The sequence below is a fragment of the Nocardioides aequoreus genome, from assembly GCF_000720335.1.
GTDB classification, from domain to species: Bacteria; Actinomycetota; Actinomycetes; order Propionibacteriales; family Nocardioidaceae; genus Marmoricola; species Marmoricola aequoreus.
The window spans coordinates 392,790-417,367 of sequence record NZ_JOJN01000004.1 but is presented as its reverse complement, the minus strand read 5'-3'; the positions used below and the strand labels follow the sequence as shown (position 1 = coordinate 417,367).

The window sequence follows — 24,578 nt, the reverse complement described above, 5'->3', positions numbered from 1 at the left end:
CCAGTGCTACAGCGCGACGAGCCGCAGGTGTGCGAAGCCCAGCACGCCGCGGTAGCCCCGGAGGTACGCCGCGTACTGGCGGTCGGCGCGCTCGCGCACCGCGGCCGCCTCGGGGTGGTCCGGCTCGTGGGCGGCGAGCCAGGCGACGTGGCCGGCCGCGAAGCCGGACTCGAAGTCGTCCCACTCCTGGAGGGTCGACTCCCCGAATCCCAGGACGCCGAAGCCCGCCTCCTTGGCCAGGTCGAGCAGCTCGGGGAGGGCGACGAGCTCGTCGTCGCGGCCTCCGAGGGGTGCCACCGCCTCGGGGGTCGGCGGCCGCGACCAGACGGCCTCGGCGTAGTAGACGCGCCCGCCCCGCGGCACCGCACGGCGCAGGGCGCGCAGCGCGGCGGTGTAGTCGAGGGGCTGGTCGTACGCGTCGTCCGGGCCGACCTCCGGCGTCGCGCCCCACACCTGGCTGGCCCCCACCGCGACGAGCGCTTCGACGCGCTCGGGAAGGTGCTCGACACCGGCACCGGCCACGAGCTCCACCCGGTCCCGAAGCCCGCGCTCGGTGGCCACCGTCCGGGCGTGCTCGACCCGGTCGGCGTCGAGGTCGACCCCGAGGCCGCGCGCCCGCGGCGCCCGGGCGACGACCCGGAGCAGCAGCTCGGCCCAGCCGCACCCCACGTCGGCGACCGTGCCGGCGCCGAGGCCCTCGGCGAGCCACGCGACGTGCGTCTCGGCCCGCTGCTCGGAGACGGGGGAGAGGAAGGTCAGCTGCTGCCAGAGGGGGAGGGTCACCCGCCGACCCTAGGCCGGGGACCGGGCGGGCCGGCGCCGCTCGGGGTTGACATGTGACGTGCGCCACGTGCAGAGTCTGTAACCGGTTTCTGAAACCGGTTACAGACGAGGAGCCGCATGCGCGCCACCATCCGCGACGTCGCCCGCGAGGCCGGCGTCAGCATCGCCACCGTGTCGCGCACCATGCGTGACCCGGGCAGTGTGCGCGTCGAGACGCGGGAGCGCGTCGAGGCGGTGGCCTCGCGGCTCGAGTACGTGCCCAGCCAGCTCGGACGCCAGCTCGCGGAGCGGCGTCACGCCGCCAACGGCATCGTCTTCCCCGACCTCTCCGGGCCCTACTTCGCCGAGGTGGTGCTGGGCTACGAGGCGGTGGCCGGCGAGCTCGGCCGCTCCGTGCTGATCCTCTCCACCGCGGGGCGCGACGACGCCGACCGCGCCGTGGCCGCGATGGCCGAGCGGTGCGACGGCCTCGTCGTGCTCGGCCAGACGATCAGCGACGCCGCCGTGACGGCGATGGTCCGGCGCGGCACCCCCGTCGTCCTGGTGGCGCGGCCCTCCCTCGACGGGATCGACAGCGTGCGCGCCCACAACCTCGACGGAGCCCGCGCCCTGGCCCACCACGTGCTCGACACGGGCGCCACCGACGTCGCCTTCGTCGGCGACCCCGGCTCGGGCCCCGACGTCGCCGAGCGCCACGCCGGCGTCGCCGCCGTCGTCGCGGAGCGGGGCGCGCGGCTGCGGCTGTGGCCCGTCACCGAGATGGACGAGGCGGCCGGCGAGCACCTGGCGGCCGGGCTCGGCACCCGTGACCTGCCCGACGCGCTGGTGTGCGCCAACGACGAGATGGCCCTGGGTCTCCTGGGTGCTCTCGCCGAGCGCGGCGTGCGCGTGCCCGACGACGTCGTCGTCACCGGCTGGGACGACGTCATGGCGGCGCGGTACGCCGGCCTCACCACCGTCCGGCAGCCGATGCGCGAGATCGGCGCCACCGCCGCCCGGCTGCTCGACGAGCGCATCTCCGGCGCCCGCGTCGAGGTCGCCCACGAGGTGCTGCCCACGACCCTCGTCCCCCGAGACACCACCAGCTCACCCACCCCCCGAAAGGTTGCACGATGAGAAGGTCCACCACCCGCCGCCTCGGTACGCCGCTCGCGCTGCTGAGCGCCGCCGCGCTCGTCCTGAGCGGCTGCGGCCGCGAGGAGTCCACGGCCGGAGGCGAGGAGCAGAGCGCCGCCATCGCCGACGGTCCCGCCGAGGGCACGATCGAGGTCTGGGCGATGGGCGCGGAGGGCGAGGCCCTCGAGGACTTCTCGGCCGCCTTCGAGGAGGAGAACCCCGACGCCGACGTCGAGGTCACCGCGATCCCGTGGGACGCGGCGCACGACAAGCTCTCGAGCGCGATCACCGCGGGGGAGACCCCCGACGTCGCCCTGGTCGGCACCACCTGGATGGGCGAGTTCGCCGCCGCGGGCGGCCTGATGCCGACGCCCGAGGGCCTGGTCGACGAGGGCGACTTCTTCCCCGGCGCGTGGGGCTCCACCGAGGTCGGCGGCACGTCCTACGGCGTGCCCTGGTACGTCGAGACCCGCGTGCTCTACTACCGCACCGACCTCGCGGAGGAGGCCGGCTGGGACCAGGCCCCCGAGTCGTGGGAGGAGCTCAAGGAGTTCGCCACCGACCTCAAGGCCGGGGGAGCGGAGCAGGGGATCAACCTCCAGCCGGGGCAGACCGGTGGCTGGCAGACGATGCTGCCCTTCGCCTGGAGCAACGGCGCCGAGCTCACCGACGAGGCGGGCGAGGAGTACACGATCGACAGCCCGGAGATGGCCGAGGCGCTGGAGTTCTACAGCTCCTTCCACGCCGACGGGCTCTCGGGCACCGGGCTGCTCGACCCGGGCCAGCTCGAGGGGGGCTTCGCCGACGGTGACATCGCCAGCTTCATCTCCGGCCCCTGGCACACCGCCCTGGTCGAGGAGGCCGGCGTCTCGCCCGACGACTACGCCGTCGTCCCCGTGCCCGGCGCGGAGGGCCTGCCCGGCGACTCCTTCGTCGGCGGCGGCGACCTGGCGGTCTTCGAGGACGCCGAGAACCCCGAGGGCGGCTGGAAGTACGTGCAGTGGCTGACCCAGCCGGAGACCCAGCAGGGCTTCTACGACCTCGTGGGCTCGCTGCCCTCCGTGCAGTCGGCGTGGGAGACCGGCGAGCTCGCGGACGACGAGCAGCTGCAGGTCTTCGCCACCCAGCTCGAGACCGCGGTCTCGCCTCCCGCCGTGCCGACGTGGGAGCAGGTCGCGGCGGTCATCGACGCGCGCACCGAGGAGGTGGCCAAGGGCGTCAAGGACCCCGAGGAGGCCGTCTCGGAGATGCAGTCCGAGGCCGCGTCGATCGGGACCGGGCTCTGACCCGTGCCCAGCACGCGCACCGTGGACCCCACGCGGCGGCGGCAGGCCGTCGCCGCGTGGGTCCTCGCCCTGCCCTTCACCCTGGTCTTCCTCGTCTTCACGGCGGGACCGGTCGTCGCGAGCCTGGCGATGAGCTTCACCGACATCCGGCGCACCGACGTCCGCACGCCCTTCAACGTCAACTTCGTGGGGTTGGAGAACTTCGCGGCGCTGCTGGGTGACGAGACCTTCCGCAAGGTCACGGTCAACACCTTCCTCTACCTGGTGCTGGGCGTGCCGCTGACGATGGTGGTCGCTCTGGCCGTGGCGGTGGCCCTCAACCGGGTCACCCGGCTGCGCGGCTTCTTCCGGGTCGGCTTCTACCTGCCGGTCGTCACCAGCATCGTGGCCGTCTCGGTGGTGTGGAAGTTCCTCTACCGCGAGGGCACCGGCTTCAACAGCGTCCTGGCCTGGGTCGGCATCGACGGTCCGGCGTGGCTCGACTCGACGTCGCTGGCGCTGCCCTCCCTCGTCGTGATGGCGGTATGGCGCAACTTCGGCACGCTCACGGTGATCTTCCTGGCGGGGCTGCAGACGGTGCCCAAGGACGTGCTCGAGGCCGCCGAGGTCGACGGCGCCGGCGCCTGGCAGCGCTTCCGGGCCGTGACGCTGCCGATGCTGCAGCCCGTGCTGCTCTTTGGTGCGGTCATCACCGGCATCGGCTACCTGCAGTTCTTCGAGGAGGCCTTCGTGATGACCGAGGGCGGGCCGCTGAACTCGACGCGGTCGGTCAGCTACTTCACCTTCGACCAGTTCGGCTTCGGCAACTGGGGCTACGCAGCGGCGGCGAGCTACCTGCTCTTCCTCGCGGTGGTGCTGCTGACGGCGCTCCAGTTCCGGCTCCTGCGGCAGAGGGACTGATTGACATGGCCGCCACCTCCCACCGCACCCCCCGCTGGCTCTACCTCGTGCTGACCGTCGGCCTGGTCGTGACCGTGCTGCCCTTCGTCTGGATGGTGCTCGGCTCCTTCAAGCCCGACGCCGAGGTGCGCGCCGGCGACACCTTCTGGCCCGCCGACGGTTCCCTGGACAACTACGGCACGCTCTTCAGCCGGCTGGACTTCCCGCGCTTCTTCCTCAACTCCGCGGTCGTCGCCCTCGCCGTCACCGCCGGCAACATGGTCTTCTGCTCGATGCTCGGCTACGCGCTGGCCAAGCTGCGCTTCCCCGGCAGCCGGGTGCTCTTCGCGCTGGTGCTCGGCACCCTGATGGTGCCCGGCGTCGTGACCTTCGTGCCGCTCTTCGTGCTCACCACCAACCTGGGGCTCACCGACACGCTGCTGGGCATGATCCTGCCCTTCGTGGCGGGGCCCTTCGGCGTCTTCCTGATGCGGCAGTACGTCCTGGGCCTGCCCGACGAGCTGATCGAGGCCGCGCGGGTCGACGGCGCGGGCGAGCTGCGCATCTTCTTCTCGGTGATCCTGCCGCTGTGCGGGCCCGCCCTGGCCACGCTCGGCGTGCTCACCTTCCTGTCCTCGTGGAACAACTTCCTCTGGCCGCTCGTCGTGGCCACCAGCGAGGACCGCTACACCCTGCCCGTCGCCCTGGCGCTGTACGCCGTGGGCGAGAACGCCACCCGCTACGGCCTGCTGCTGGCCGGCTCGGTGGTCGTCGTCATCCCCGTCATCGCGGTCTTCCTGCTGCTGCAGCGCTACATCATGCAGGGCATCGCGACGACGGGCTTCAAGTAGAGAACCCCCACCGAAGGAGCTGGACCCACGATGAAGTCCCGACGTCTCGGACGCGCGCTGGCAGGAGGGGTGGGCCTCGTGCTGGCCGGCACCCTGGCCGGCGTGCCGGCGGGCACCGCCAGTGCCGACAGCGACCGCGCCACCCAGAGCAAGCCGGCCAAGCCCGGCAAGCCCGGCAAGGACCAGCGCGCGGTCATGAAGCGCTACCTCGCGGACACCTGGCGCTCCTTCGAGGCGCTGACGCCGCGCTCCACCGGGCTGCCGGCCGACAACATCGGCGGCGACCTCGACCCGGCCACCCGCAGCGGCTACACCTCGCCCACCAACATCGGCGCCTACCTCTGGTCGACCGTGGTCGCCCGCGACACCGGCCTGATCTCGCGCAACGAGGCGCACCGCCGGATGAAGCGGACCCTCACCACCCTCTCGGGCATGCAGCGCCACGAGGGCTCCGGCATGTTCTACAACTGGTACGACGAGACCACCGGCGAGCGGCTGGAGGTCTTCCCCGGCGACGAGGCCGAGCTCGAGCAGTTCCTCTCCAGCGTCGACAACGGCTGGCTCGCGACGGGCCTGCTGATCGCGGGCAACGCCGACAAGCGGCTCGCGCGGCAGGCGGACGCCGTGCGCGAGAGCATGGACTTCAGCTGCTTCTACAACCCCGACGAGGGCCAGGGCGGCCAGATGCGCGGCGGCTTCTGGGACGAGCCGACCACCAACGACGCCGCCGTCACGGGCGACTACTGCGGGATGGGCCAGGACGTCTGGTACACCGGCCACCACTACGGCGCCTTCAACAGCGAGTCGCGGATCGCGTCGTACGTCGCGATCGCCGCCGGCCAGGTGCCGGCCAAGCACTACTTCGGCACCTTCCGCACCTTCCCGGGCGACACCTGCGACTGGTCCTGGACCGAGGCCCCGCCGGTGGGGCGCTGGGAGCGCCACCGCGGCGTCGACGTCTTCCAGGGCGCGTTGCGGTACCGCGGCATGCAGGTCGTCCCCAGCTGGGGCGGCAGCATGTTCGAGGCGCTGATGGTGCCCCTCTTCGTGCCGGAGGACCGCTGGGGCAAGCGCTCGTGGGGCCGCAACCACCCGCTCTTCGTCAAGGGCCAGATCGAGCACGGCATGGAGGAGGCCGGCTACGGCTACTGGGGCTTCTCGCCCTCCAACGACCCCGCCGGGGGCTACCGCGAGTACGGCGTCGACGCCCTCGGCCTCGACGGCGCGGGCTACACCTCCGACCAGGAGCGCACCGACTGGGAGCAGCCCTGGGAGGAGTGCGGGCGCGCGGGAGAGCCCGCCCCGACCGCCGCGGACTACGGCGACGGCGTCGTGACGCCGCACGCCTCCTTCCTGGCGATGCGCTTCGCGCCCCGGCAGGCCCTGCGCAACCTGGCCAACATCCGCGAGGACTTCGGCGCCTACGGTCCCGGAGGCTTCTACGACGCCGTGGGCACCAGGAGCGGTGACGTCTCGCGCGAGTACCTCGCCCTCGACCAGGGCATGATCGTCGCCGCGCTCGGCAACGCGCTGGCCGACGACACGCTGCGCGAGCACACCGCGCGCGGCGGCATGGAGCGGCGCCTCAAGCCGGTCATGGGCCTGGAGACCTTCAACGTGCGCGACCGGGAGGGACGCCGATGACCACCGACCAGTCCACGCGCGACCACAGCGCCCGGTCCGACTGGGAGGCGCGCATCGGCCTGGCCAGCGGCGAGGCCTTCGGCGGCGACGCACCCGAGCTGCCGGCCCCGGGCGGGCTCGAGGCCGTCGCCGGCGGCTCCCAGGTGACGCTGACCTGGGAGCCGGTGGCCGGCGCGATCGGCTACCTGCTGCACGTCTCCGACACCGGTCCCGAGGGGCCCTGGGCCGAGCTCGACCACCTCAGCGGCGACGTCAGGTCGGTGCCGCACCCGCCGTACGCCGACACGACCGGCACGCCCGGTCGCGAGCGGTGGTACCGGGTGCAGTCGATGAGCGACGTGCACGTGGGAGGTCCGCTCTCCGAGCCGGTGCCCGCGACCCCGGGTCACGACGCCGGCCCCGTCACCGTGCGGGTGGGGGAGCGGGTGGGCCCGCTGGCCCGCCCGTGGCGCCCCATGATCGGCAGCGAGCACCTCTCCCACACGGTGTCGACCGACACCACGGGCGGACGCGCGATCGGCGAGGAGCTCAGTGCCGCCCTGCGGGCCGCGCACGACGAGCTCGGCGTCGAGTCGGTGCGCGCGCACGCGATCCTCTGCGACGACCTCGGCGTCTACCGCGAGGTCGACGGCGAGCCCGTGCACGACTTCAGCGGCGTCGACCGGGTCTACGACCACGTGCGCTCCCTCGGCCTCTACCCGGTCGTCGAGGTGTCGTACATGCCGCACGACCTGGCGAGCGACCCCTCGCAGACCGTCTTCGACTACCGCGCGATCATCAGCCCGCCGAAGGACTGGCAGCGCTGGTACGACCTGGTGCGCGACCTCACTGCGCACCTGCTCGAGCGCTACGGCGACGAGGTGGTGGAGAAGTGGTCCTTCGAGGTGTGGAACGAGGCCAACCTCGAGGTCTTCTGGTCCGGCACCCCGGCGGAGTACCTCCGGCTCTACGACGTCACCGCCGACGCGGTCCGCTCGGTCGACGAGCGCCTCGTGGTCGGCGGGCCGTCGAGCGCGGCGTCCGGGTGGTGCGAGGAGCTGCTCGCGCACGCCGGCCGCACCGGCTCGCCGGTCGACTTCCTCTCCACGCACACCTACGGGAGCCCGCCGCTCGACTTCCGGCCGATGCTCGAGCGGCACGGTCGCGCCGGCACTCCGATCTGGTGGACCGAGTGGGGCGTCACGCCGACGCACTTCAACGAGGTCAGCGACGCGGTCTTCTCCGGCACCTTCCTGCTGCGGGGGATGGCCTCGGCCATGGACCGCATCGAGGCGCTGTCGTACTGGGTGGTCTCCGACCACTTCGAGGAGCTCGGCCGTCCGCCGGCGCTGCTGCACGGCGGCTTCGGCCTGCGCACCGTCGGCGAGCTGCGCAAGCCGCGCTGGTGGGCCCTGGCCCTGCTCGAGCGGCTGGGGGAGCACCGTCTCGAGGTGACCTACGAGGGCGACGGCGGCGGCTCGCTGGTCGAGTCGGTCGCCGCGGTCGACGACGACGGCTCCATCGGCGTCCTGGTGTGGAACGCCACGCTCGACCAGGGCAAGGCGGCCGGCCACGCCCCGCTCGACCGCGACGTCGTCGTGGAGGTGAGCGACCTCCGGCCCGGGACGACGTACGCCGTCATCGAGGAGCGGGTCGACGCCGACCACGCCGACCTGGCCGGCACGTGGCACCGGATGCGCGAGGAGGGCCAGGCCTGGCCGACCGAGGAGCAGTGGGAGGTGCTGCGTCGCGCCGACCGCCTGGAGCAGGAGGTCAGCACGGCGGTCGCCGACGAGGACGGCGTGCTGCGCCTGCGGGCTACGCTGCCGATGCCGTCCTTCGCGCTGCTCACGCTGCGGGAGGCCCCGGGCTGAGGTCCGGCGCTGGCGGAGGAGCGGTGGCGGCCCCCCGCCACTGCGTGGCGCCCGGGTGCGGTCGGGCTCGTGGCGACGTACGGTCGGCGCGAGCGCACCGGCCCGGGCGCGCCACAGCGTGAGGAGATCCCCGTGGGACGCATCATCGTGATCGTGCTCGTCGTCCTGGTCGTGCTCGTGCTGGCACGGATGCTGATGCGCCGCCGCTGATCGGACACCCGTGCACCCCGCGCTTGGTTGCCCGACGGGGATTGTGCAGACTGTGCCCAGAGCCCCGGCTCCTGGTCCGGCAGAGTGGCCACTCCCTGTCAGGTCGTTCCCGGAAGGCGATCGTTGAGCCCTCACCGTGATCCCGCCGACCGCCCGCTCTTCGGGCGGTGGCGCTACGTCTTCGCCACCGAGGAGTGGACGATCGAGCCCGAGCTGCTCGAGCTCTTCGACGCCGGCAGCGACGACGTCCACGACCTCGCGCCGCTGGTCGAGCGCATCCCCGAGCCCGCGCGGACGGAGTACGTCGCCCGGCTCGGCGAGGCCATCGAGAGCCGCACCGGCTTCGCGGGGCAGTACCCGATGCGCACCGACAGCAGGGGCATGGCCGTCTTCGCCCTCGTCGGCGACGTCGTGCGCGACGACGACGGCAACGCGGTGGAGCTGCGCGGCTACTCCACCGACGTGACCGAGGAGGTGCGGGTGGCCACCCGTGCCGCGGTCGACGCCGCCACCCGGCACCGACGCGCGATCGAGCAGGTCAAGGGCGCGCTGATGGTGACCTACCGGATCGACGAGGTCACGGCCTTCGCGCTGGTGCGGCAGCAGTCCAACATGCACAACGTCAAGCTCAACGTGCTCTCCGAGCACGTCAGCAGGGCGATGGGCGCGGCCCCCCGCGGTGGCCGGGTGCCCCTCATGGAGCTCATCGAGGGCGTCGGACGGCGCCTCAGCGGCGGGCACGACGACCTGCCTCCCGGCAGCCACCAGATCGCCACCTGAGCCTCCACCACCGAGCGGCGCCCGGGAACCCTTGTCACCTTTGGGTGACGGTGCTTGTGTCGGACTGTGACGCCGGTCACGTCCGGCGTCCAGAGCCCCGTCCGCGAGGACGGAGGAGGAGGCACACATGTCCGGAAACCGTGTCGTGGTCTACAAGGGCCCCGGGAAGGTGGCGGTCGAGAGCGTCGACTACCCGAAGCTCGAGATCCCGCAAGAGGTGGCCGAGGGCATGGGGATCAAGCGCGCCGCCCCCCACGCCGTCATCCTGAAGCTGGTCACCACCAACATCTGCGGCAGCGACCAGCACATGGTGCGAGGTCGCACCACCGCGCCGGAGGGCCAGACGCTCGGCCACGAGATCACCGGCGAGGTGGTCGAGGTCGGCGACGACGTGCTCTTCGTCAAGGAGGGCGACATCTGCTCGGTGCCCTTCAACATCGCCTGCGGCCGCTGTCGCATGTGCAACGAGGGCAAGACCGGCATCTGCCTCAACGTCAACCCGGCGCGTGCGGGAGCGGCGTACGGCTACGTCGACATGGGTGGCTGGGTGGGCGGCCAGGCGGAGTACGTGCTGGTGCCCTTCGCCGACTTCAACCTGCTGCGCTTCCCCGACCGCGACGCGGCGCTGGAGAAGATCCTCGACCTGACGATGCTCTCCGACATCTTCCCGACCGGCTACCACGGTGCCTACACCGCCGGCGTCACCACCGGGTCGACGGTCTACGTCGCCGGCGCGGGCCCGGTGGGCCTCGCGGCGGCGTACTCCGCGCAGCTGCTGGGGGCGAGCGTCGTCATCGTGGGCGACATGGTCGAGGAGCGCCTGGCCCAGGCCCGCTCCTTCGGGTGCGAGACCGTCGACCTCTCCAGCGGCGACAAGCTGGTCGACATGATCGAGCAGGTGGTGGGGGAGCCGGAGGTCGACGCCTCGGTCGACGCGGTGGGCTTCGAGGCCCGCGGTCACGGCAAGGACGCCGGCGAGGCGCCCGCCACGGTGCTCAACGACATCATGGACATCACCCGGGCCGGCGCCTCGCTGGGCATCCCGGGGCTTTACGTCACGGGTGACCCCGGCGGCGTCGACGAGCACGCCAAGGTGGGGCAGATCGGTGTCAGGCTCGGTCTCGGCTGGGCCAAGTCGCACGTCCTCGTCACCGGTCAGTGCCCGGTCAAGCAGTACAACCGCAAGCTGATGAACATGATCCTGGCCGACCGGGCGCACATCGCGAAGGCGGTCAACGCCAAGACGATCAGCCTCGACGACGCCCCCCGGGGCTACCAGGAGTTCGACGCCGGGGCCGCCACGAAGTACGTCATCGACCCGCACGGCATGGTCGCCTGACCCGGGACGGCCCTAGTCGCGCTCGTCGACCGGCTCGAGGCCGAGGTACGCCGCCAGCGCGGCGACCTCGGCCTCGATCGCGTCGCGGGTCGAGTCGTCGAGCGGCTCGTCCTCGTGCAGCGCGGCGACACGGAAGGCGCCGCCACGACGGTCGGAGGAGGCGTCGAGCTTGGCCACGAGCCGGTCGCCGACGAGCACCGGCATGGCCCAGTAGCCCCACCGTCGCGCCTCGACGGGCTTGTACATCTCGAGCTGGTAGTCGAAGCCGAGCAGCTCGGCGAGGCGCTTGCGGTCGAAGACCAGCCGGTCGATCGGCGAGAGCAGCGCGACCCGCCCATCGAAGGGCTCGTCGAGGCGGGCGAGCTGCTCGGGATCGACCTGCCAGGTGCCACGGACGCCCTCGACCTCGACCGTGGTGCCCTGAGCGCCGACCCCGTCCGGCTCCTGCGGCGTCTTGGGGGCCCGGGCGCGCGCGATGCCGAGCGAGGCGAGCCGGCGGCGGTCGCGCTCGGCCACGGCCGCCGCCGCGTCGGGGGCGTCGTCGGGGTCGTCGGGCCACACCCGCTCGGCGAGGTCCCAGCAGCGGGTGCGGCCCTCGCGCGACGCGACGGCCACCTCGCCCCGGGCCTCCATGATCTCCAGCATCTTCATCACGTTCTTGCCCTCGGTCCACCCCGAGGACCGCCAGGGCACCTCGCAGGTGTCGGGGAGCGCCTTCGCCGGCAGCGGGCCCTCGCGGCGCAGCTCGTCGAGCAGGTCGAGGCGGGCGGTGTCGTTGAGGGCGATCCAGTCCTGCGCGCCGCGCATCCAGACCTCGGGGGGCTCGGGGGAGTGCCACGCCGCCATGTCAGCGCGATAGAGCCTGATGTCCTCGGCGGGCCGGAGTACGCCGGCCAGCTCGACCAGCGAGCCGTCGCCGATGGCCTCCTCGAGGTCCGCGCGCTCGAACGTGGCGAGCCGGCTCCAGAGCACGAGCTCGGCGCTGGGCGCGACGTGCGCCGTGAGGTCGACCTGGAGCAGGGTCAGGCGGCGTACGACGTCGAGCAGGTCGGTGGGCCGCGGCAGGTCGAGCAGCTGGGCACGCACGGCGATGCGGCGTGCCTGCTCGCGGGTCAGCCTTTCCATGCCGCGGACGCTAGAGGAAGGTCACGACATCGCCCACCCGCACGTCGCCGCCGGTGAGCACCCGGCAGACCGCACCGGCGCGACGGCGCAGTGCCTCCGCGGCGCCGGGTCCCACCGAGTCGTCGAGGATCCGGCAGGGGGCCGCGACCCGCACGACCTCGAGCTCGAGCTCGCCGACCCGCAGGCGGGCTCCCGGCGTGGTCGGCACCTCGCCGTGGCTCAGCGTGAGGTTGCGACGGGTGCTGCCGGGCTCGATCGGGCGGCCCCACCGGGCGGCGGCGTCGGCGAGCTGCGTGGCCGACTGCACGGTCAGGTGCCGGTGCCGGGCGTCCTCGTAGCGGTCGCCGGTCAGTCCGTGGCCGGTCTCCGCCCGGGCCTCGCCGACCGCCCGCACCGGCAGGCGCCGCCCGGGGGCGAGGTGGATCGCGGTCAAGACGGGGTCCGGCTGCCGACGCGCGAGGGCGGGATCGCTGTCGGTGGCCGGTGGCAGGGTGCTCACCATGACCAGTCTGACCGACCGCCCCAGCACCGCCTTGCTCGTCGTCGACCTGCAGCAGGGCGTCATCGAGGGGGCTCCCCACCGCGACGACGTGCTGGCGCGCGTCAACGACCTCGTCGAGCGGGCCCGTGCCCAGGGCACGCCCGTGGTCTGGGTGCAGCACTCCGACGACGGGCTGGTCGAGGGCAGCCCCGCGTGGGAGCTCGCCCCCGAGCTGACGCCGCGTCGCGACGACGAGCCGCTCGTGGCCAAGCGCCACGGCGACTCCTTCGAGGAGACCGACCTCGAGCAGGTGCTCGCCGAGCGCCACGTCGGCCGGCTCGTGGTGACCGGCGCCCAGACCGACGCGTGCATCCGTGCCACCATCCACGGCGGCTTCGTGCGGGGCTACGACGTCACGCTCGTCTCCGACGCCCACACCACGGAGGACCTCACCGACTACGGCGCGCCACGGCCGGAGCAGGTCATCGCGCACACCAACCTCTACTGGGGCTTCCAGTCGGGGCCCGGCCGCACCGCCGACACGGCCACGGCGTCCGAGGTGCGGCTGTGAGCCTTACAGTGCCGCGTGCGTGGGGCATGCTCAGGGCATGACCGAGACGCCCGGCCACGACGTGCCCGCCACCGCCGACCTCTACGACGAGCACGAGGAGGCGCTGCAGTCCTGCGACCTCCAGCTGCGCCAGTACGGCGGCCGCACCGCCTTCCGCGGCACCATCAGCACCGTGAGCTGCCACCAGGACAACGCCTTGGTGAAGGCGGCGCTCGCCGAGCCGGCCGAAGGCCGCGTGCTCGTCGTCGACGGCGGCGGCTCGCTGCACACCGCCTTGATGGGCGACCTCATCGCCGCCTCCGCCGTCGAGCACGGCTGGGCCGGCGTGGTGATCAACGGCTGCGTGCGCGACGCCGCCGTGCTGGGCACGCTCGATCTGGGGGTCAAGGCGCTCGGCTCCAACCCGCGCAAGAGCGCCAAGTCGGGGGCGGGGGAGCGCGACGTGATCGTGCGCTTCGGCGGCGTGGAGTTCCTGCCCGGTCGCACGCTGGTCAGCGACGACGACGGCGTCGTCGTGCTGCCGGCCTGACCCGCGCGGGATCCGCGGGTGCTCAGCGCACCCCCGTGATCCGCCCGACCGACGGCGGCACCCCGATGTCGTCGCGCAGGTCGGGCGCCGCGTGCACCGAGGTCGGGGGAGTCCCGAGTCGCACCACGCCGGCCCAGGCCGGACCCGCGACGTCGTCGTCGGGGTCGTCGGGCCAGCCCTCGGAGACGCGCAGCGTCCAGCTCTCGATCGGCATGGCCAGCAGCATCGTCGCCGCCAGCTCGCGCCGGGTGGAGCGGCGTACCTCCTGGGTGCGGCCGGGGAGGAGCCGCTCGGTGACCGCGTCGAGCGCCGACTCCTTGTCCTCGCCCTGCAGGCGGGTGAAGCGCCCCCGCAGCACCGCGCTCCGGTAGACCAGCGAGGACTCGAAGGCGGACCGCGCGACGACCACGCCGTCGATCGCCGCGACGGAGACGGCGACGGGTGCCCCCTGCGCCACCCGGCGCATCCAGCGCGATCCGGTGGAGCCGTGGACCAGCAGCCGGTCGCCCCAGGCGACGGCCGCCGTCGGGATCACGACGGGTGCCCCGTCGTCGTCGACGAGGGCGACGTGGGCCAGCACCGTCGAGGCGAGCAGGGCGTCGAGCTCGGCGCGGTCGCGCGACATCTTCTCGGGCATCCGGGCAGGGACGGTCGGCTCCATGAGCGGAGCATGCCTCACGATGAGGCGGAACATTGTGCAACAATCTTTGAGTGCGTCCCGTCGTCGCGGTCCTGCTGGCCGCGCTCTGCTTCGCCACCACCGGCACGGCCCAGGAGCTGGCCGACCTCACGGCCTCTCCGCAGTCGATCGGCCTGGCGCGGGTGCTGCTGGGCGGCGGGCTGCTCGCGGCCTGGGCGCTGCTCGGCACCCGGGCCGGCGCGTCGCGCCGTCGTACGACGGGCGTGCTGGCGCGGGTCCCCACGCGCGTGCTGGTGCTGGTGGGCGCCGTGGGAGTGCTGGCCTACCAGCCGTGCTTCTTCGCCGGCACCGACTCCAACGGCGTCGCGGTCGGGACCGTCGTGGCGCTCGGCTCCGCGCCGGTGGTCACCGGCCTGCTCGACACCGGCCTGCGCCGCCGCGTGCCGGAGGCGCGCTGGCTGCTCGCGACGGCGCTGGCCATCGGCGGGGTGGCGCTCGTCTCGGGGCTGCTCGGCGAGGGTGGTGGCGTCGGCGGGGCCGGGGTCCTGTGGTCGGTGGGCGCGGGCGCGTCGTACGCCGTCTACGCGGTCACCGGCAAGGAGCTGCTCGACCGCGGGTGGGGCTCGGCCCGGGTGATGGGGACGATGTTCGGCGTCGCCGCCGCAGCCGCGCTGCCGCTGCTGCTCCTGCTCGGACCCAGCTGGATGCTCGAGCCCTCGGGGCTGGTGCTGGTGCTCTGGCTCGGCGTGGTCACCACGGCCGTGGCCTACCTGCTCTTCGGCTGGGGACTGGCGCGGCTGCCCGCCACGACGGTCGCCACGCTCACCCTGGCCGAGCCGCTGTGCGCGACGCTGCTCGGTGTCGGGCTGCTGGGGGAGCGACTCGGCGCCGTGCCGGCCGTCGGCCTCGTCGTGCTCGCCTCCGGGCTCGCCCTGCTGGCGCTGCCGGGGAGGAGTCCGCGTGTCGCCACGACGGCGTGAGACGCCACCCGGCCCGACGGCGGCCGCGCAGCTCGCCGACGCGCTGCGGGAGCAGATCCTGGCGGCGCGGCTGGCGCCGGGGGAGGCGGTCCGCGAGGAGGAGCTCGCCGCACGGACCGGGCACTCCCGGCACACGGTGCGCGCCGCCCTGGCCCTACTGGCCGACGAGCGGCTGGTCACCTTGGCGCCCTACCGCGGGGCTCGCGTCACCACCCTCGCCGAGGACGACCTGCGCGGCCTGCAGCAGCTGCGCTGCGCGCTGGAGAGCGAGGCGGTCCGTCTCACCCGCGAGCGCCACGGCACGGCGTGGCCCGCCGGCGTCGTGGGCCCCGTGGAGGAGGCGCTCGAGGACCTGGCCCGGGTCGGTAGGGCGCGGCCCGACGACTGGCCGGCCGTGGCCGGTGCCCACGCCGACGTTCACCAGGCGGTCGTCGACACCGCGCGGAGCGGCCGGCTCAGTGCCACGCACGCCCGGCTGCGCTCCGAGCTGCTGCTGGTGCTGGTGCACGTGCGCCCGGCGTACTCGCCCGACTCGCTGGTCGTCGAGCACCGCGACCACCTCGCGCGGGTGCAGGAGCAGGGGGAGCAGGCCGTGCGCGCGCACCTGGAGCACTCGACCGAGCTCATCCTCGGGGGGCGCGGGCCTGAGCGGACGTAGGGTCGGGCTCGAGCACATGGCCGCCAAGACCGACCTGAGGAAGTCGCTGGAGTCCTACCGCGCACGGCAGGGGGAGCTCCGGCTGGTCGACGTGCCCGACCTGACCTACCTGGTGCTCGACGGCCGGGGTGACCCCAGCGACCCGGGCTTCGCGGAGTCCGTGGAGTCGCTCTACCCGGTCGCCTACGCGATGAAGGCCGCCAGCCGCCGCGAGCTCGACCGCGACTACGTCGTCCCGCCGCTGGAGGGGCTGTGGTGGGCCGACGACATGGACGCCTTCACCGTCGCGTGCGACCGCGCGCAGTGGCGCTGGCGGCTGATGCTGCTGGTGCCGGACTGGCTCGACGAGGCGGCGTACGACGCGGCCGTCGCGGCGGTCCGGAGCAAGGGTCGCAGCCCTCGGATCGAGGACGTCCGCTGCGAGACGCTCTCGGAGGGCAGCTGCCTGCAGACGCTGCACGTCGGGTCGTTCGAGGCCGAGGCCGAGGTCGTGCAGCGGATCCACGACCACGCCGCGTCCCAGGGCCTGCGGCTCGGTGGCCGCCACCACGAGATCTACCTCAGCCACTTCCGGCGGGTGCCGCCGGAGCGACGTCGCACGATCGTGCGGCAGCCTGTCGTGAGCGAGGGCGGGGAGGACGATCTCTCCGGTAGTTGACATAATGTCGCTTATCGGCTCAATGTCGAGGAACGCGTCACGAGCGCTCAGGCGCCTTGTGCCGGGTCTCGTACCGGGTCACCACCACGCCCCCGTCGAACGTGCGCGTCTCCAGCAGACGCAGCTGCACCCAGCTGTCCAGCTCGGGGATCAGGCGCGTGCCGCGGCCGACGAGCACCGGCGCCGTGGCCAGCACGTACTCGTCGACCAGCCCGGCTCGCACGGCCGCGGCGGCCAGCGTGGCACCGCCGATGTCCATCGGGCCGCCGTCCTCGGCCTTGAGCCGCGCGATCTCGGCGACCGCGTCGCCGGTCACCAGCCGGGCGCCGTCGACCGCGCCGGCGGTGCTCGAGAAGACGACCTTCGGCATGGCGCGCCACCGCCGGGCGTACTCGGCGTGCGCCGGCGTGACGCCGGGCTGCTGGTCGGCCGTCGGCCAGTGGGAGCTCATCGACTCCCACAGTCCGCGCCCGTAGAGCGCGAGGCTCGTCGCCGCCACCCGGTCGGACCACCACGCGAAGAGCTCGTCGCTCGGCGCGCTCCAGCCGAGGTCGCCGCCCGGCGCGGCGACGTAGCCGTCGAGGCTCACGTTCATGGCCAGGGTCAGTCGTCGCACGGTGCCGGCCTCCTCCGGTGGGACCTCGACGGTGGCAGACCTGCGCGGCCACGGGAAGTCATCGCTCAGGCGTCGCGTCGTCGGTCGGTGGTCTCGCTGCTCCTGACGAAGCCCGCCGCCTCGTACGTCGCCACGGCCGCGACGTTGGCGCTGGGCGTGTTGACGAGCGCGCTGGAGCAGCCGAGCTCCCGCAGCGCCGCCGCGGCGGCGACGCTGATCGACGTGCCGTGCCCCCGGCCCCGGTGGTCGGCGTGCACGCCCAGGGGCTCGAGCAGCCCCGGCCGCCCCGGCCCGGCGGACCAGACCGTCGCGGCGGCCACCGGCACGTCGCCGTCGTAGCCCACCAGGCTGCGCGCACCGGCGTACGGCGTGCCGGCCGCCATCGCGTGCCAGCGCTCCTCGGCGGGCCGGGACGAGCCGAAGGCCGAGGCCACGACGCCGGTCCAGTCGCCGACCCGCGACGACGTGACGACCTCGACCCGCAGGCCGGTGTCGGGCACCGGGTCGGCGAGGTCGCGGCGCAGTGCGGTCCAGGGGGCGTCCACCTGCCAGCCGACCTCCAGCAGCGTGGTGCGGACCCGGGCCGTCGCCGGGGCCTCCAGGTACGCCGTCCCGGCCGGCAGCACGCCGGCGGCGACCGTGCTGACGTCGGCGGCCACGCGTGCGGCGAGCTCGTCGTCGTCCGTCGCGTCGGGGGCGAGCGTCATGCGCAGCAGGTCGTCGCCGTCGAGCAGGCCCACGGCCACGAGCCGTCCGTCGCGACGCCAGGTCCGCAGGGCCGCCGCCGTGGCGGTGGCGCCGTGGCGCCAGAACCAGCCGAGGTCCCCCGGGTGCAGCTGCATCGACGAGCCCTCGCGCTGCCACTGCCCCAGCTCGGCCACCACGCGGTCCAGGTCGGCCACGGGGGGTGTCTCGAGCGTGATCGGCACGGGTCCTCCGGTGTCGGTGTCGGTCCGTCACGGGGTCCGTGGCGTCGGTAGGGTGCCCGGCGTGACGAGGGCGGTCGTGGTCGGCGGGGCCAACCTCGACGTCAAGGCGCGGTCGACCGCGGCCCTCGAGCCGGGCACCAGCAACCCTGGCACGACCGTCACCGCGGCGGGAGGTGTGGGACGCAACGTGGCGGCCGCGCTGGCGCTGCTGGGCACGCCGACCACGCTGGTCTCGGTGGTCGGCGGCGACGACGCCGGACGCCAGGTGCTCGCGGAGACCGAGGCCGCCGGCGTCGACGTGTCGCTCGTCCGGCGCAGCGCCCCCCGCACCGGCAGCTACACGGCGGTGCTCGACGACCAGGGCGAGCTGGCCGTGGCGGTCGCCGACATGGAGGCCAGCGACCTGGTCGGTCCCGAGGCCGTCCTGGCGGCCCGCCGAGCCGTCTCGTCGGCCGGGCTGGTCGTGCTCGACGGCAACCTGCGCCCCGACGCGCTCGTGGCGGCCCTCGAGCTGGCCGGCGAGGCCGGCGCCCCGGTGGTGCTCGACCCGGTGAGCGCGCCGAAGGCACGACGCCTGGCGGGTGCCCTGCGTGGTCGCCCGCTGCACACGCTCTCCCCCAACACCACGGAGCTCGGTGCACTGGTCGGCCGTGACCTCGCCGGCGCGGCTCCCGCGGAGCTGGCCGCCGCTGCGGCCGGGCTCGGCGACGTCACGCACGTGTGGGTACGCCGCGGTCGCGACGGCTCGCTGCTGTGCACCGCCGGCGGGCGACCTCGGCAGCACGCGCGCGTCGACGGCCCGGTCGTCGACGTCACCGGTGCGGGCGACGCCATGCTGGCGGCGTACTGCCACGTGGTGCTGCAGGGTCGACCGCTCGACGACGCCGTGCGCCTCGGTCACCTGGCCGCCGCCGCGACCGTCGCCTCGCCCCACACCGTCCGCCCGGACCTGCGCTCGGTCCTCCCCCTCGACGACAGGAGCACCCCATGACCGCGCTGCGGCCCGACTTCACCTACGCCCCCGAGGTCGCGGAGGCCCTGGCCGAGGGCGCCCCGGTCGTGGCGCTGGAGAGCACGATCATCAGCCACGGCATGCCCTACCCCGACAACGTGGAGATGGCGGTCGAGGTCGAGCAGGTCGTCCGCGACGGTGGCGCCGTGCCGGCCACACTGGCGGTGCTCGGCGGGCGGCCGCACGTCGGGCTCGACCGCGACGCGCTCACCCTGCTGGCCAGCGACGACGGCGTGCGCAAGGTCAGCGTGCGCGACCTGCCGTACGTCGTGGCGCGCGGGCTGCACGGCGCCACCACGGTGGCCGCGACCATGCGGCTGGCCTCGCTCGCCGGCATCGAGACCTTCGTGACCGGCGGGCTCGGCGGGGTGCACCGCGGGGCGCCGCAGAGCTTCGACGTCTCGGCCGACCTCGTCGAGCTCGGCCGCACCTCGGTCGCGGTGGTGTGCGCCGGGGTGAAGTCGATCCTCGACATCGGCCTGACGCTGGAGTACCTCGAGACCCAGGGCGTCCCGGTGCTCGTCGACGGCAGCACGGAGTTCCCGTCGTTCTACTCCCGCTCCAGCGGCTTCGCCGCCCCCCTGCGCGTCGACGGCGCCGCCGAGGTGGCGGCCCTGATGCGCGCCAAGTGGTCGATGGGCCTCGACGGAGGTGTCGTCGTCGCCAACCCCGTGCCGGTGGACGACGAGATCCCGACCGAGCAGATGGCCGGGGTCATCGACCGGGCGCTCGCCGACATGGCGTCGCTGGGCATCACCGGCAGCGCGGCGACGCCGTACCTGCTCGGGCGGATCGTCGAGCTGACCGACGGCGCGTCGCTGCGCACCAACATCGCCCTGGTGCGGCACAACGCCCGCCTCGGGGCGGCCGTGGCCCGGGAGTACCGCGGAGACTGACCCAATATGTCCGTTTAGCGGCATACTGGCGTCGTGCCCGTGCTGTCGCGCCCTCGTCACCCCCGTGCCCACCGCCCGACCACGACCGGACTCCTCGTCGGTCTCCTGGTCCTCGGTCTGACCGCGGCCGGCGCGGTCGGCAGCCCGGCGGCGGCCGCCAAGCAGCGGACCCAGGTCGCCGGCTGGTCGCTGGCGCCGCTCTCGGTGCGGACCGCAGAGGTGGTGCGGGTGCGCGTCGACGTGCGCCGGGCCACCGCCCGCTCCCCCCGCACCGTGGGTCTGCAGCGCCGCGCCGCCGGGACGGACAGCTGGACGACGGTCGCGCGCTCACGCACCAACGGCGACGGCCGGGTCGCCTTCCGCGTCGACACCTCCAGGGGCTTCGACGGTCAGCTGCGGCTCCGGGTCGCCGCCTCGCGCGCGTCGCGGTCGCTGACGACCCAGCCCCGCCGCCTCGTCGTCCAGCGCCATGACAGCGTCGTCACCCCGCCCGCGCCCACCTCGGACGTCGAGCTCGAGGTGGTGCGCCTGGTCAACGAGGCACGGCGCTCCGCGCGCAGCTGCGGCGACGAGCAGTACGCCGCCGCGAGGCCGTTACGGGCCGACGACCGGCTCTCGCAGGCCAGCCGCGAGCACGCCCGCGACATGGGCGAGCGCGGCTACTTCGACCACACCTCCGCCGACGGCCGCAGCCCGTGGGACCGGGCCGAGGCGGCCGGCTACGACAGCGCCGGCGGGGAGAACATCGCTGCCGGATACGTCACGCCGGCGGACGTGGTGCAGGGCTGGCTCGACTCCCCCGGCCACTGCGCCAACCTGATGAGCCCCGACATGGTCGACATCGGGGTCGGCCACGCCGTGGTCGACGGCAGCCGGTACCGCAGCTACTGGGTGCAGATGTTCGGTCGCGGCTGAGCCAGCGGCAGCAGACGCGCGAGCGCCGTCGGGGCGGCTGACCTAGCCTCGAGTCGTGCAGCGCCGCGACCCGTCCGGTCCCGTCACCCGTGCCACGGGTCGGCGGCGCTGATGCTCCCCCGGCTGCTGCGCACCTACCTCGCGCCCTACCGGGGTGCGCTGACCGCGCTGCTCGTCGTCCAGCTGGTCTCGACGCTCGCGATGCTCTACCTGCCGAGCCTCAACGCCGACATCATCGACCGGGGCGTGGCCACCGGTGACACCGGCTACGTCGTGCGGACCGGGATGGTGATGCTGGGCGTCTCGCTGGTCCAGGTCGCCGGCGCCGTCGTCGGGGCGTGGTACGCCGCCCGCACCTCGATGGCCTTCGGCCGCGACCTGCGTCGCGCCGTCTTCGGACGGGTGATGTCCTTCTCGGGGCGCGAGGTCGCCCACTTCGGCGCCCCCAGCCTGATCACCCGCACCACCAACGACGTGCAGCAGGTGCAGATGCTGGCCATGCTCACCTGCACCATGGGACTGACGATCCCGATCATGCTGGTCGGCGGCGTGCTCATGGCGATGCGGGTCGACCTGGGACTCTCGTGGATCTTCGCGGTGGTGGTGCCGGCCCTGGTGGTGACCATCGGCTTCGTGGCGCGGCGCATGGTCCCGCTCTTCCGCCAGGTGCAGGCGCGCATCGACACGGTCAACCAGGTGCTGCGTGAGCAGATCACGGGCATCCGGGTGGTCCGCGCGTTCGTCCGCGAGCCGCTGGAGGCGGCGCGCTTCGCGCGGGCCAACGACGACCTGACCGGCGTGGCGATCTCCGCGGGTCGCTGGATGGCCGCGATGTTCCCGCTGGTGCTCCTCGTGGTCAACCTCGGCACCGTGGCCATCATCTGGTTCGGAGGCCACCGCGTCGACGACGGCTCCATGGAGGTCGGCGCGCTGACGGCCTTCATCGCCTACCTGATGCAAGCGATGATGTCGGTGATGATGGGCACCTTCGTGCTCATGCAGATCCCGCGCGCCGCGGTCTGCGCCGACCGCATCAGCGAGGTGCTCGACACCCGGACCTCGCTGGTGGTCGCGGAGCACCCGGTCACCGAGGTCCGCGAGCGCGGCCACGTCGACCTCGACCACGTCGGCTTCACCTACCCGGGTGCCGACGCGCCCGTGCTCAGCGACGTGACCTTCTCGGCGCGACCCGGCCAGGTCGTCGCCGTCGTCGGCTCGACCGGCGCCGGCAAGACGACCCTGATGAGCCTGCTCCCCCGGCTCTTCGACGTCACCGCAGGCCGCGTCCGCATCGACGGCGTCGACGTGCGCGACCTCGACCCGCAGGTGCTCTGGTCGCGCATCGGCCTGGTGCCGCAGCGGGCCTTCCTCTTCACCGGGACCATCGCCTCCAACCTGCGCCACGGCCGCCCCGACGCCACCGACGAGGAGCTCTGGGACGCGCTCGAGGTGGCCCAGGCGCGCGACTTCGTCGAGGCGATGCCCGAGGGTCTCGAGGCGCCGGTCGCGCAGGGCGGCACCAACGTCTCCGGGGGGCAGCGGCAGCGGCTCGCCATCGCGCGGGCCGTCGTCCGGCGTCCGGAGATCTACCTGCTCGACGACGCCTTCTCCGCGCTCGACGTGGCGACCGACGCACGGCTGCGCGCGGCGCTGCGCCCGGTCACCGCCGACGCCACGGTCATCGTCGTCGCGCAGCGGGTCAGCACCATCCGGGAGGCCGACCTCATCGTGGTGCTCGAGGACGGCCGGGTGGTGGGCACCGGAGCGCACGACGAGCTGCTCGAGACCTGTGCGACCTACGCCGAGATCGTGACCTCGCAGCTCGCGGCCGGGGAGAGCGCGGCATGAGCGACCTCAAGGCCACCGAGCGTCCGCAGGTGCAACGACCCGGTCCCATGGGCGCGCCGGCGGTCGGGGCCAAGGCCGAGGACTTCGCCGGGTCCGGACGACGGCTCGTGGCGCGGCTGGCGCCGTACCGGCTGCGCGTCGTGGTCGTGGGCCTGGCAGGCGTCGCCAGCGTCGTGCTCACGGCCCTCGGGCCCAAGCTCCTCGGTGACGCCACCGACCTGGTCTTCGCCGGCATGTTCGGACGCCGTCTGCCCGCGGGGCTCGACAAGGAGGAGGCCGTCGCCGGCCTGCGCGCCTCGGGCGAGGGCCGTCTGGCCGACCTGGTCTCCGGCATGGACGTCGTGCCCGGCCAGGGCGTCGACTTCGACGCCGTCGGCCGCGCGCTGCTCCTCGTGGTGGCGGTGTACGTCGCCGGCGCCGCGCTGGCGTGGCTGCAGGGCTACGTGCTGGCCGGCGTGGTGCAGGGCCTGGTGCGCCGGCTGCGCGGTGACGTCGAGGACAAGGTGCACCGGCTGCCCCTCGCCTACTTCGACCGGCAGCCGCGCGGTGAGCTGCTCAGCCGCGTCACCAACGACATCGACAACGTCAGCCAGACCCTGCAGCAGACGCTGAGCCAGCTGCTGACCGCGCTGCTCACGGTCGTCGCCGTGCTGGGCATGATGCTGTGGATCTCTCCCCTGCTGGCGCTGATCGCCCTCGTCAGCGTGCCGCTCTCGGTGCTCGTCACCACCGTGGTGATGCGGCGCAGCAAGCCGCAGTTCGTCGCCCAGTGGCGGCGTACCGGCGAGCTCAACTCCCACATCGAGGAGTCCATCAGCGGCCACGCGCTGGTCACGGTGCTGGGGCGCACGGCCGAGGTGGAGCGACGCTTCGCCGAGCACAACGACGGCCTCCACGACGCGTCGTACCGCGCGCAGTTCGTCTCCAGCCTGGTGATGCCGCTGATGATGTTCCTGGGCAACCTGAGCTACGTCGCGGTCGCCGTCGTCGGGGGGCTCCGGGTCACCCAGGGCGCGCTGAGCATCGGTGAGGTGCAGGCCTTCATCCAGTACAGCCGGCAGTTCACCCAGCCGCTCACGCAGCTCGCCTCGATGGCCAACCTGCTGCAGTCGGGCGTCGCGTCGGCCGAGCGCGTCTTCGAGCTGCTCGACGCCCCCGAGGAGTCCCCGGAGCCGGTCGAGCTGGAGGAGCGCGCCCCCCGCGGCCGTGGCGGCGAGGTGGTCTTCGACCGCGTCGCCTTCTCCTACGACCCCGAGCGGCCGCTGATCCGCGACCTCTCGCTGGTCGCCCGACCGGGCCAGACCGTGGCGATCGTCGGCCCGACCGGCGCCGGCAAGACCACGCTGGTCAACCTGGTCATGCGCTTCTACGAGCTCGACGCCGGCCGCATCACCCTCGACGGCGTCGACATCGCGACCATGCCGCGGGCCGCGCTCCGCTCGCGCACCGGGATGGTGCTGCAGGACACCTGGCTCTTCGAGGGCACCATCCGCGACAACCTCGCCTACGCGCGCCCCGACGCGACGGAGGAGGAGGTGCTGGCGGCCGCGCGCGCCACCTTCGTCGACCGCTTCGTCCACTCGCTCCCCGACGGCTACGACACCGCGGTGGAGGAGAACGGCGACAACCTCAGCGCCGGCGAGCGGCAGCTCGTCACCATCGCGCGGGCCTTCCTGGCCGACCCCGACCTGCTGATCCTCGACGAGGCCACCAGCTCGGTCGACACGCGCACCGAGCTCCTCGTGCAGCGCGCCATGGGGGCGCTGCGCACCGACCGCACCTCCTTCGTCATCGCCCACCGGCTCTCCACCATCCGCGACGCCGACCTCATCCTGGTGATGGAGGCCGGCGCCATCGTGGAGCAGGGCACGCACGACGCCCTGCTCGCCGCGGACGGCGCCTACGCGCGCCTCTACCGCTCCCAGCTCAGCGCCGCCGTCGACTGAGACCGACGGCCGCCGATGGTGGCGCCCGACAAC

At 73.6% G+C, this 24,578-nt stretch carries 25 protein-coding genes; 19 read left to right on the top strand and 6 right to left on the bottom strand.

Features of this window, described 5'->3' with window-relative positions; translation table 11 throughout:
- Nucleotides 1-6 precede the first annotated feature (6 nt).
- Nucleotides 7-783, bottom strand: a complete 777-nt coding sequence (locus IG63_RS20665; RefSeq protein ID WP_051706567.1) for a class I SAM-dependent methyltransferase — start codon at nt 781-783, stop codon at nt 7-9.
- Nucleotides 784-900: 117 nt separating this feature from the next.
- Between IG63_RS20665 and IG63_RS0110900 the strand changes: the two genes are divergently transcribed.
- From IG63_RS0110900 to fdhA, 9 genes are all read left to right on the top strand, one after another.
- Complete coding sequence (locus IG63_RS0110900; protein WP_030484402.1) at nt 901-1,899, top strand: LacI family DNA-binding transcriptional regulator; 999 nt, start codon at nt 901-903, stop codon at nt 1,897-1,899.
- Nucleotides 1,896-3,185 (top strand): sugar ABC transporter substrate-binding protein, encoded by a 1,290-nt coding sequence (locus IG63_RS0110895; protein ID WP_030484401.1) that lies wholly within the window; start codon nt 1,896-1,898, stop codon nt 3,183-3,185. Before IG63_RS0110900 ends, IG63_RS0110895 begins: the two co-directional genes overlap by 4 nt.
- A 21-nt stretch (nt 3,186-3,206) precedes the next feature.
- Entirely contained in the window at nt 3,207-4,085 is an 879-nt protein-coding gene (locus tag IG63_RS0110890; RefSeq protein ID WP_030484400.1) for a carbohydrate ABC transporter permease, read from the top strand.
- 5 nt (nt 4,086-4,090) lie between these two features.
- A complete protein-coding gene (locus tag IG63_RS0110885; protein ID WP_030484399.1) occupies nt 4,091-4,915 on the top strand; it encodes a carbohydrate ABC transporter permease in 825 nt (274 codons plus the stop codon).
- Nucleotides 4,916-4,945: 30 nt separating this feature from the next.
- Entirely contained in the window at nt 4,946-6,559 is a 1,614-nt protein-coding gene (locus IG63_RS0110880; protein WP_030484398.1) for a glucoamylase family protein, read from the top strand.
- Nucleotides 6,556-8,412 (top strand): GH39 family glycosyl hydrolase, encoded by a 1,857-nt coding sequence (locus IG63_RS0110875; RefSeq protein ID WP_051706566.1) that lies wholly within the window; start codon nt 6,556-6,558, stop codon nt 8,410-8,412. Before IG63_RS0110880 ends, IG63_RS0110875 begins: the two co-directional genes overlap by 4 nt.
- A gap of 69 nt (nt 8,413-8,481) precedes the next feature.
- Nucleotides 8,482-8,622, top strand: a complete 141-nt coding sequence (locus tag IG63_RS22640; RefSeq protein WP_157210109.1) for a hypothetical protein — start codon at nt 8,482-8,484, stop codon at nt 8,620-8,622.
- A gap of 123 nt (nt 8,623-8,745) precedes the next feature.
- Complete coding sequence (locus tag IG63_RS21520; protein WP_030484396.1) at nt 8,746-9,402, top strand: ANTAR domain-containing protein; 657 nt, start codon at nt 8,746-8,748, stop codon at nt 9,400-9,402.
- 127 nt (nt 9,403-9,529) lie between these two features.
- The gene (gene fdhA / locus IG63_RS0110860; protein ID WP_030484395.1) at nt 9,530-10,741 is read left to right on the top strand and encodes a formaldehyde dehydrogenase, glutathione-independent; all 1,212 of its coding nucleotides are present in this window, start codon (nt 9,530-9,532) and stop codon (nt 10,739-10,741) included.
- Between the two features lie 12 nt (nt 10,742-10,753).
- On the opposite strand, the gene IG63_RS0110855 is transcribed toward fdhA, so the two are convergent.
- Nucleotides 10,754-11,866, bottom strand: a complete 1,113-nt coding sequence (locus tag IG63_RS0110855) for a DNA glycosylase AlkZ-like family protein (RefSeq protein WP_030484394.1) — start codon at nt 11,864-11,866, stop codon at nt 10,754-10,756.
- 10 nt (nt 11,867-11,876) lie between these two features.
- Complete coding sequence (locus IG63_RS0110850) at nt 11,877-12,365, bottom strand: MOSC domain-containing protein (protein WP_211249280.1); 489 nt, start codon at nt 12,363-12,365, stop codon at nt 11,877-11,879.
- 1 nt (nt 12,366) lies between these two features.
- On the opposite strand from IG63_RS0110850, the gene IG63_RS0110845 reads away from it, so the two are divergent.
- Both IG63_RS0110845 and rraA read left to right on the top strand, forming a co-directional pair.
- Nucleotides 12,367-12,918 (top strand): cysteine hydrolase family protein, encoded by a 552-nt coding sequence (locus tag IG63_RS0110845; protein ID WP_030484392.1) that lies wholly within the window; start codon nt 12,367-12,369, stop codon nt 12,916-12,918.
- Between the two features lie 37 nt (nt 12,919-12,955).
- On the top strand, nt 12,956-13,447 hold the full coding sequence (gene rraA, locus IG63_RS0110840) for a ribonuclease E activity regulator RraA (RefSeq protein ID WP_030484391.1): 492 nt from the start codon (nt 12,956-12,958) through the stop codon (nt 13,445-13,447).
- A gap of 22 nt (nt 13,448-13,469) precedes the next feature.
- Here rraA and IG63_RS0110835 read toward each other — a convergent pair whose 3' ends face one another.
- Nucleotides 13,470-14,108 carry a pyridoxamine 5'-phosphate oxidase family protein gene (locus IG63_RS0110835; RefSeq protein ID WP_030484390.1) on the bottom strand — a complete coding sequence of 213 codons (639 nt, stop codon included), beginning with the start codon at nt 14,106-14,108 and terminating at the stop codon, nt 13,470-13,472.
- 50 nt (nt 14,109-14,158) lie between these two features.
- On the opposite strand from IG63_RS0110835, the gene IG63_RS0110830 reads away from it, so the two are divergent.
- From IG63_RS0110830 to IG63_RS0110820, 3 genes are read left to right on the top strand one after another with little or no spacing between them, the layout of a single operon-like run.
- Nucleotides 14,159-15,067, top strand: coding sequence for a DMT family transporter (locus tag IG63_RS0110830; protein WP_030484389.1), 909 nt, complete (start codon nt 14,159-14,161; stop codon nt 15,065-15,067).
- Entirely contained in the window at nt 15,048-15,725 is a 678-nt protein-coding gene (locus IG63_RS0110825) for a GntR family transcriptional regulator (protein ID WP_030484388.1), read from the top strand. The genes IG63_RS0110830 and IG63_RS0110825 overlap by 20 nt, the downstream gene beginning before the upstream one ends.
- 16 nt (nt 15,726-15,741) lie before the next feature.
- The gene (locus IG63_RS0110820) at nt 15,742-16,383 is read left to right on the top strand and encodes a GyrI-like domain-containing protein (protein ID WP_030484387.1); all 642 of its coding nucleotides are present in this window, start codon (nt 15,742-15,744) and stop codon (nt 16,381-16,383) included.
- Nucleotides 16,384-16,420: 37 nt separating this feature from the next.
- Here the strand turns inward: IG63_RS0110820 and IG63_RS0110815 are convergent, their stop codons facing one another.
- Together IG63_RS0110815 and IG63_RS0110810 are read right to left on the bottom strand one after the other, a co-directional pair.
- The gene (locus tag IG63_RS0110815) at nt 16,421-16,978 is read right to left on the bottom strand and encodes a dihydrofolate reductase family protein (protein ID WP_425411786.1); all 558 of its coding nucleotides are present in this window, start codon (nt 16,976-16,978) and stop codon (nt 16,421-16,423) included.
- An 86-nt stretch (nt 16,979-17,064) separates the two neighbouring features.
- Nucleotides 17,065-17,901 carry a GNAT family N-acetyltransferase gene (locus IG63_RS0110810; protein ID WP_245604393.1) on the bottom strand — a complete coding sequence of 279 codons (837 nt, stop codon included), beginning with the start codon at nt 17,899-17,901 and terminating at the stop codon, nt 17,065-17,067.
- 88 nt (nt 17,902-17,989) lie between these two features.
- Here IG63_RS0110810 and IG63_RS22140 point away from each other — a divergent pair, with 88 nt between their 5' ends.
- The 5 genes from IG63_RS22140 to IG63_RS0110785 all read left to right on the top strand — a co-directional run bounded on the left by IG63_RS22140 (nt 17,990) and on the right by IG63_RS0110785 (nt 24,545).
- The gene (locus IG63_RS22140) at nt 17,990-18,919 is read left to right on the top strand and encodes a carbohydrate kinase family protein (RefSeq protein WP_036195215.1); all 930 of its coding nucleotides are present in this window, start codon (nt 17,990-17,992) and stop codon (nt 18,917-18,919) included.
- On the top strand, nt 18,916-19,836 hold the full coding sequence (locus IG63_RS0110800) for a pseudouridine-5'-phosphate glycosidase (protein ID WP_030484383.1): 921 nt from the start codon (nt 18,916-18,918) through the stop codon (nt 19,834-19,836). The genes IG63_RS22140 and IG63_RS0110800 overlap by 4 nt, the downstream gene beginning before the upstream one ends.
- A gap of 33 nt (nt 19,837-19,869) precedes the next feature.
- On the top strand, nt 19,870-20,751 hold the full coding sequence (locus IG63_RS21515) for a CAP domain-containing protein (RefSeq protein ID WP_051706562.1): 882 nt from the start codon (nt 19,870-19,872) through the stop codon (nt 20,749-20,751).
- Between the two features lie 111 nt (nt 20,752-20,862).
- The gene (locus IG63_RS0110790; protein ID WP_030484381.1) at nt 20,863-22,599 is read left to right on the top strand and encodes an ABC transporter ATP-binding protein; all 1,737 of its coding nucleotides are present in this window, start codon (nt 20,863-20,865) and stop codon (nt 22,597-22,599) included.
- Complete coding sequence (locus IG63_RS0110785) at nt 22,596-24,545, top strand: ABC transporter transmembrane domain-containing protein (protein WP_051706560.1); 1,950 nt, start codon at nt 22,596-22,598, stop codon at nt 24,543-24,545. The genes IG63_RS0110790 and IG63_RS0110785 overlap by 4 nt, the downstream gene beginning before the upstream one ends.
- The last annotated feature ends 33 nt before the right edge of the window (nt 24,546-24,578 follow it).

What these genes read in the sequence shown, in the direction of transcription:
- IG63_RS0110815 (WP_425411786.1), bottom strand. Translation starts at nt 16,978, where the DNA reads ATGAACGTGAGCCTCGACGGCTACGTCGCCGCGCCGGGCGGCGACCTC.
- IG63_RS0110895 (WP_030484401.1), top strand. Translation starts at nt 1,896, where the DNA reads ATGAGAAGGTCCACCACCCGCCGCCTCGGTACGCCGCTCGCGCTGCTG.
- IG63_RS0110885 (WP_030484399.1), top strand. Translation starts at nt 4,091, where the DNA reads ATGGCCGCCACCTCCCACCGCACCCCCCGCTGGCTCTACCTCGTGCTG.
- IG63_RS0110820 (WP_030484387.1), top strand. Translation starts at nt 15,742, where the DNA reads ATGGCCGCCAAGACCGACCTGAGGAAGTCGCTGGAGTCCTACCGCGCA.
- IG63_RS0110875 (WP_051706566.1), top strand. Translation starts at nt 6,556, where the DNA reads ATGACCACCGACCAGTCCACGCGCGACCACAGCGCCCGGTCCGACTGG.
- IG63_RS0110880 (WP_030484398.1), top strand. Translation starts at nt 4,946, where the DNA reads ATGAAGTCCCGACGTCTCGGACGCGCGCTGGCAGGAGGGGTGGGCCTC.
- fdhA (WP_030484395.1), top strand. Translation starts at nt 9,530, where the DNA reads ATGTCCGGAAACCGTGTCGTGGTCTACAAGGGCCCCGGGAAGGTGGCG.
- IG63_RS0110790 (WP_030484381.1), top strand. Translation starts at nt 20,863, where the DNA reads ATGCTCCCCCGGCTGCTGCGCACCTACCTCGCGCCCTACCGGGGTGCG.
- IG63_RS0110835 (WP_030484390.1), bottom strand. Translation starts at nt 14,108, where the DNA reads ATGGAGCCGACCGTCCCTGCCCGGATGCCCGAGAAGATGTCGCGCGAC.
- IG63_RS0110855 (WP_030484394.1), bottom strand. Translation starts at nt 11,866, where the DNA reads ATGGAAAGGCTGACCCGCGAGCAGGCACGCCGCATCGCCGTGCGTGCC.
- IG63_RS0110785 (WP_051706560.1), top strand. Translation starts at nt 22,596, where the DNA reads ATGAGCGACCTCAAGGCCACCGAGCGTCCGCAGGTGCAACGACCCGGT.
- IG63_RS0110900 (WP_030484402.1), top strand. Translation starts at nt 901, where the DNA reads ATGCGCGCCACCATCCGCGACGTCGCCCGCGAGGCCGGCGTCAGCATC.
- IG63_RS0110845 (WP_030484392.1), top strand. Translation starts at nt 12,367, where the DNA reads ATGACCAGTCTGACCGACCGCCCCAGCACCGCCTTGCTCGTCGTCGAC.
- IG63_RS0110800 (WP_030484383.1), top strand. Translation starts at nt 18,916, where the DNA reads ATGACCGCGCTGCGGCCCGACTTCACCTACGCCCCCGAGGTCGCGGAG.
- rraA (WP_030484391.1), top strand. Translation starts at nt 12,956, where the DNA reads ATGACCGAGACGCCCGGCCACGACGTGCCCGCCACCGCCGACCTCTAC.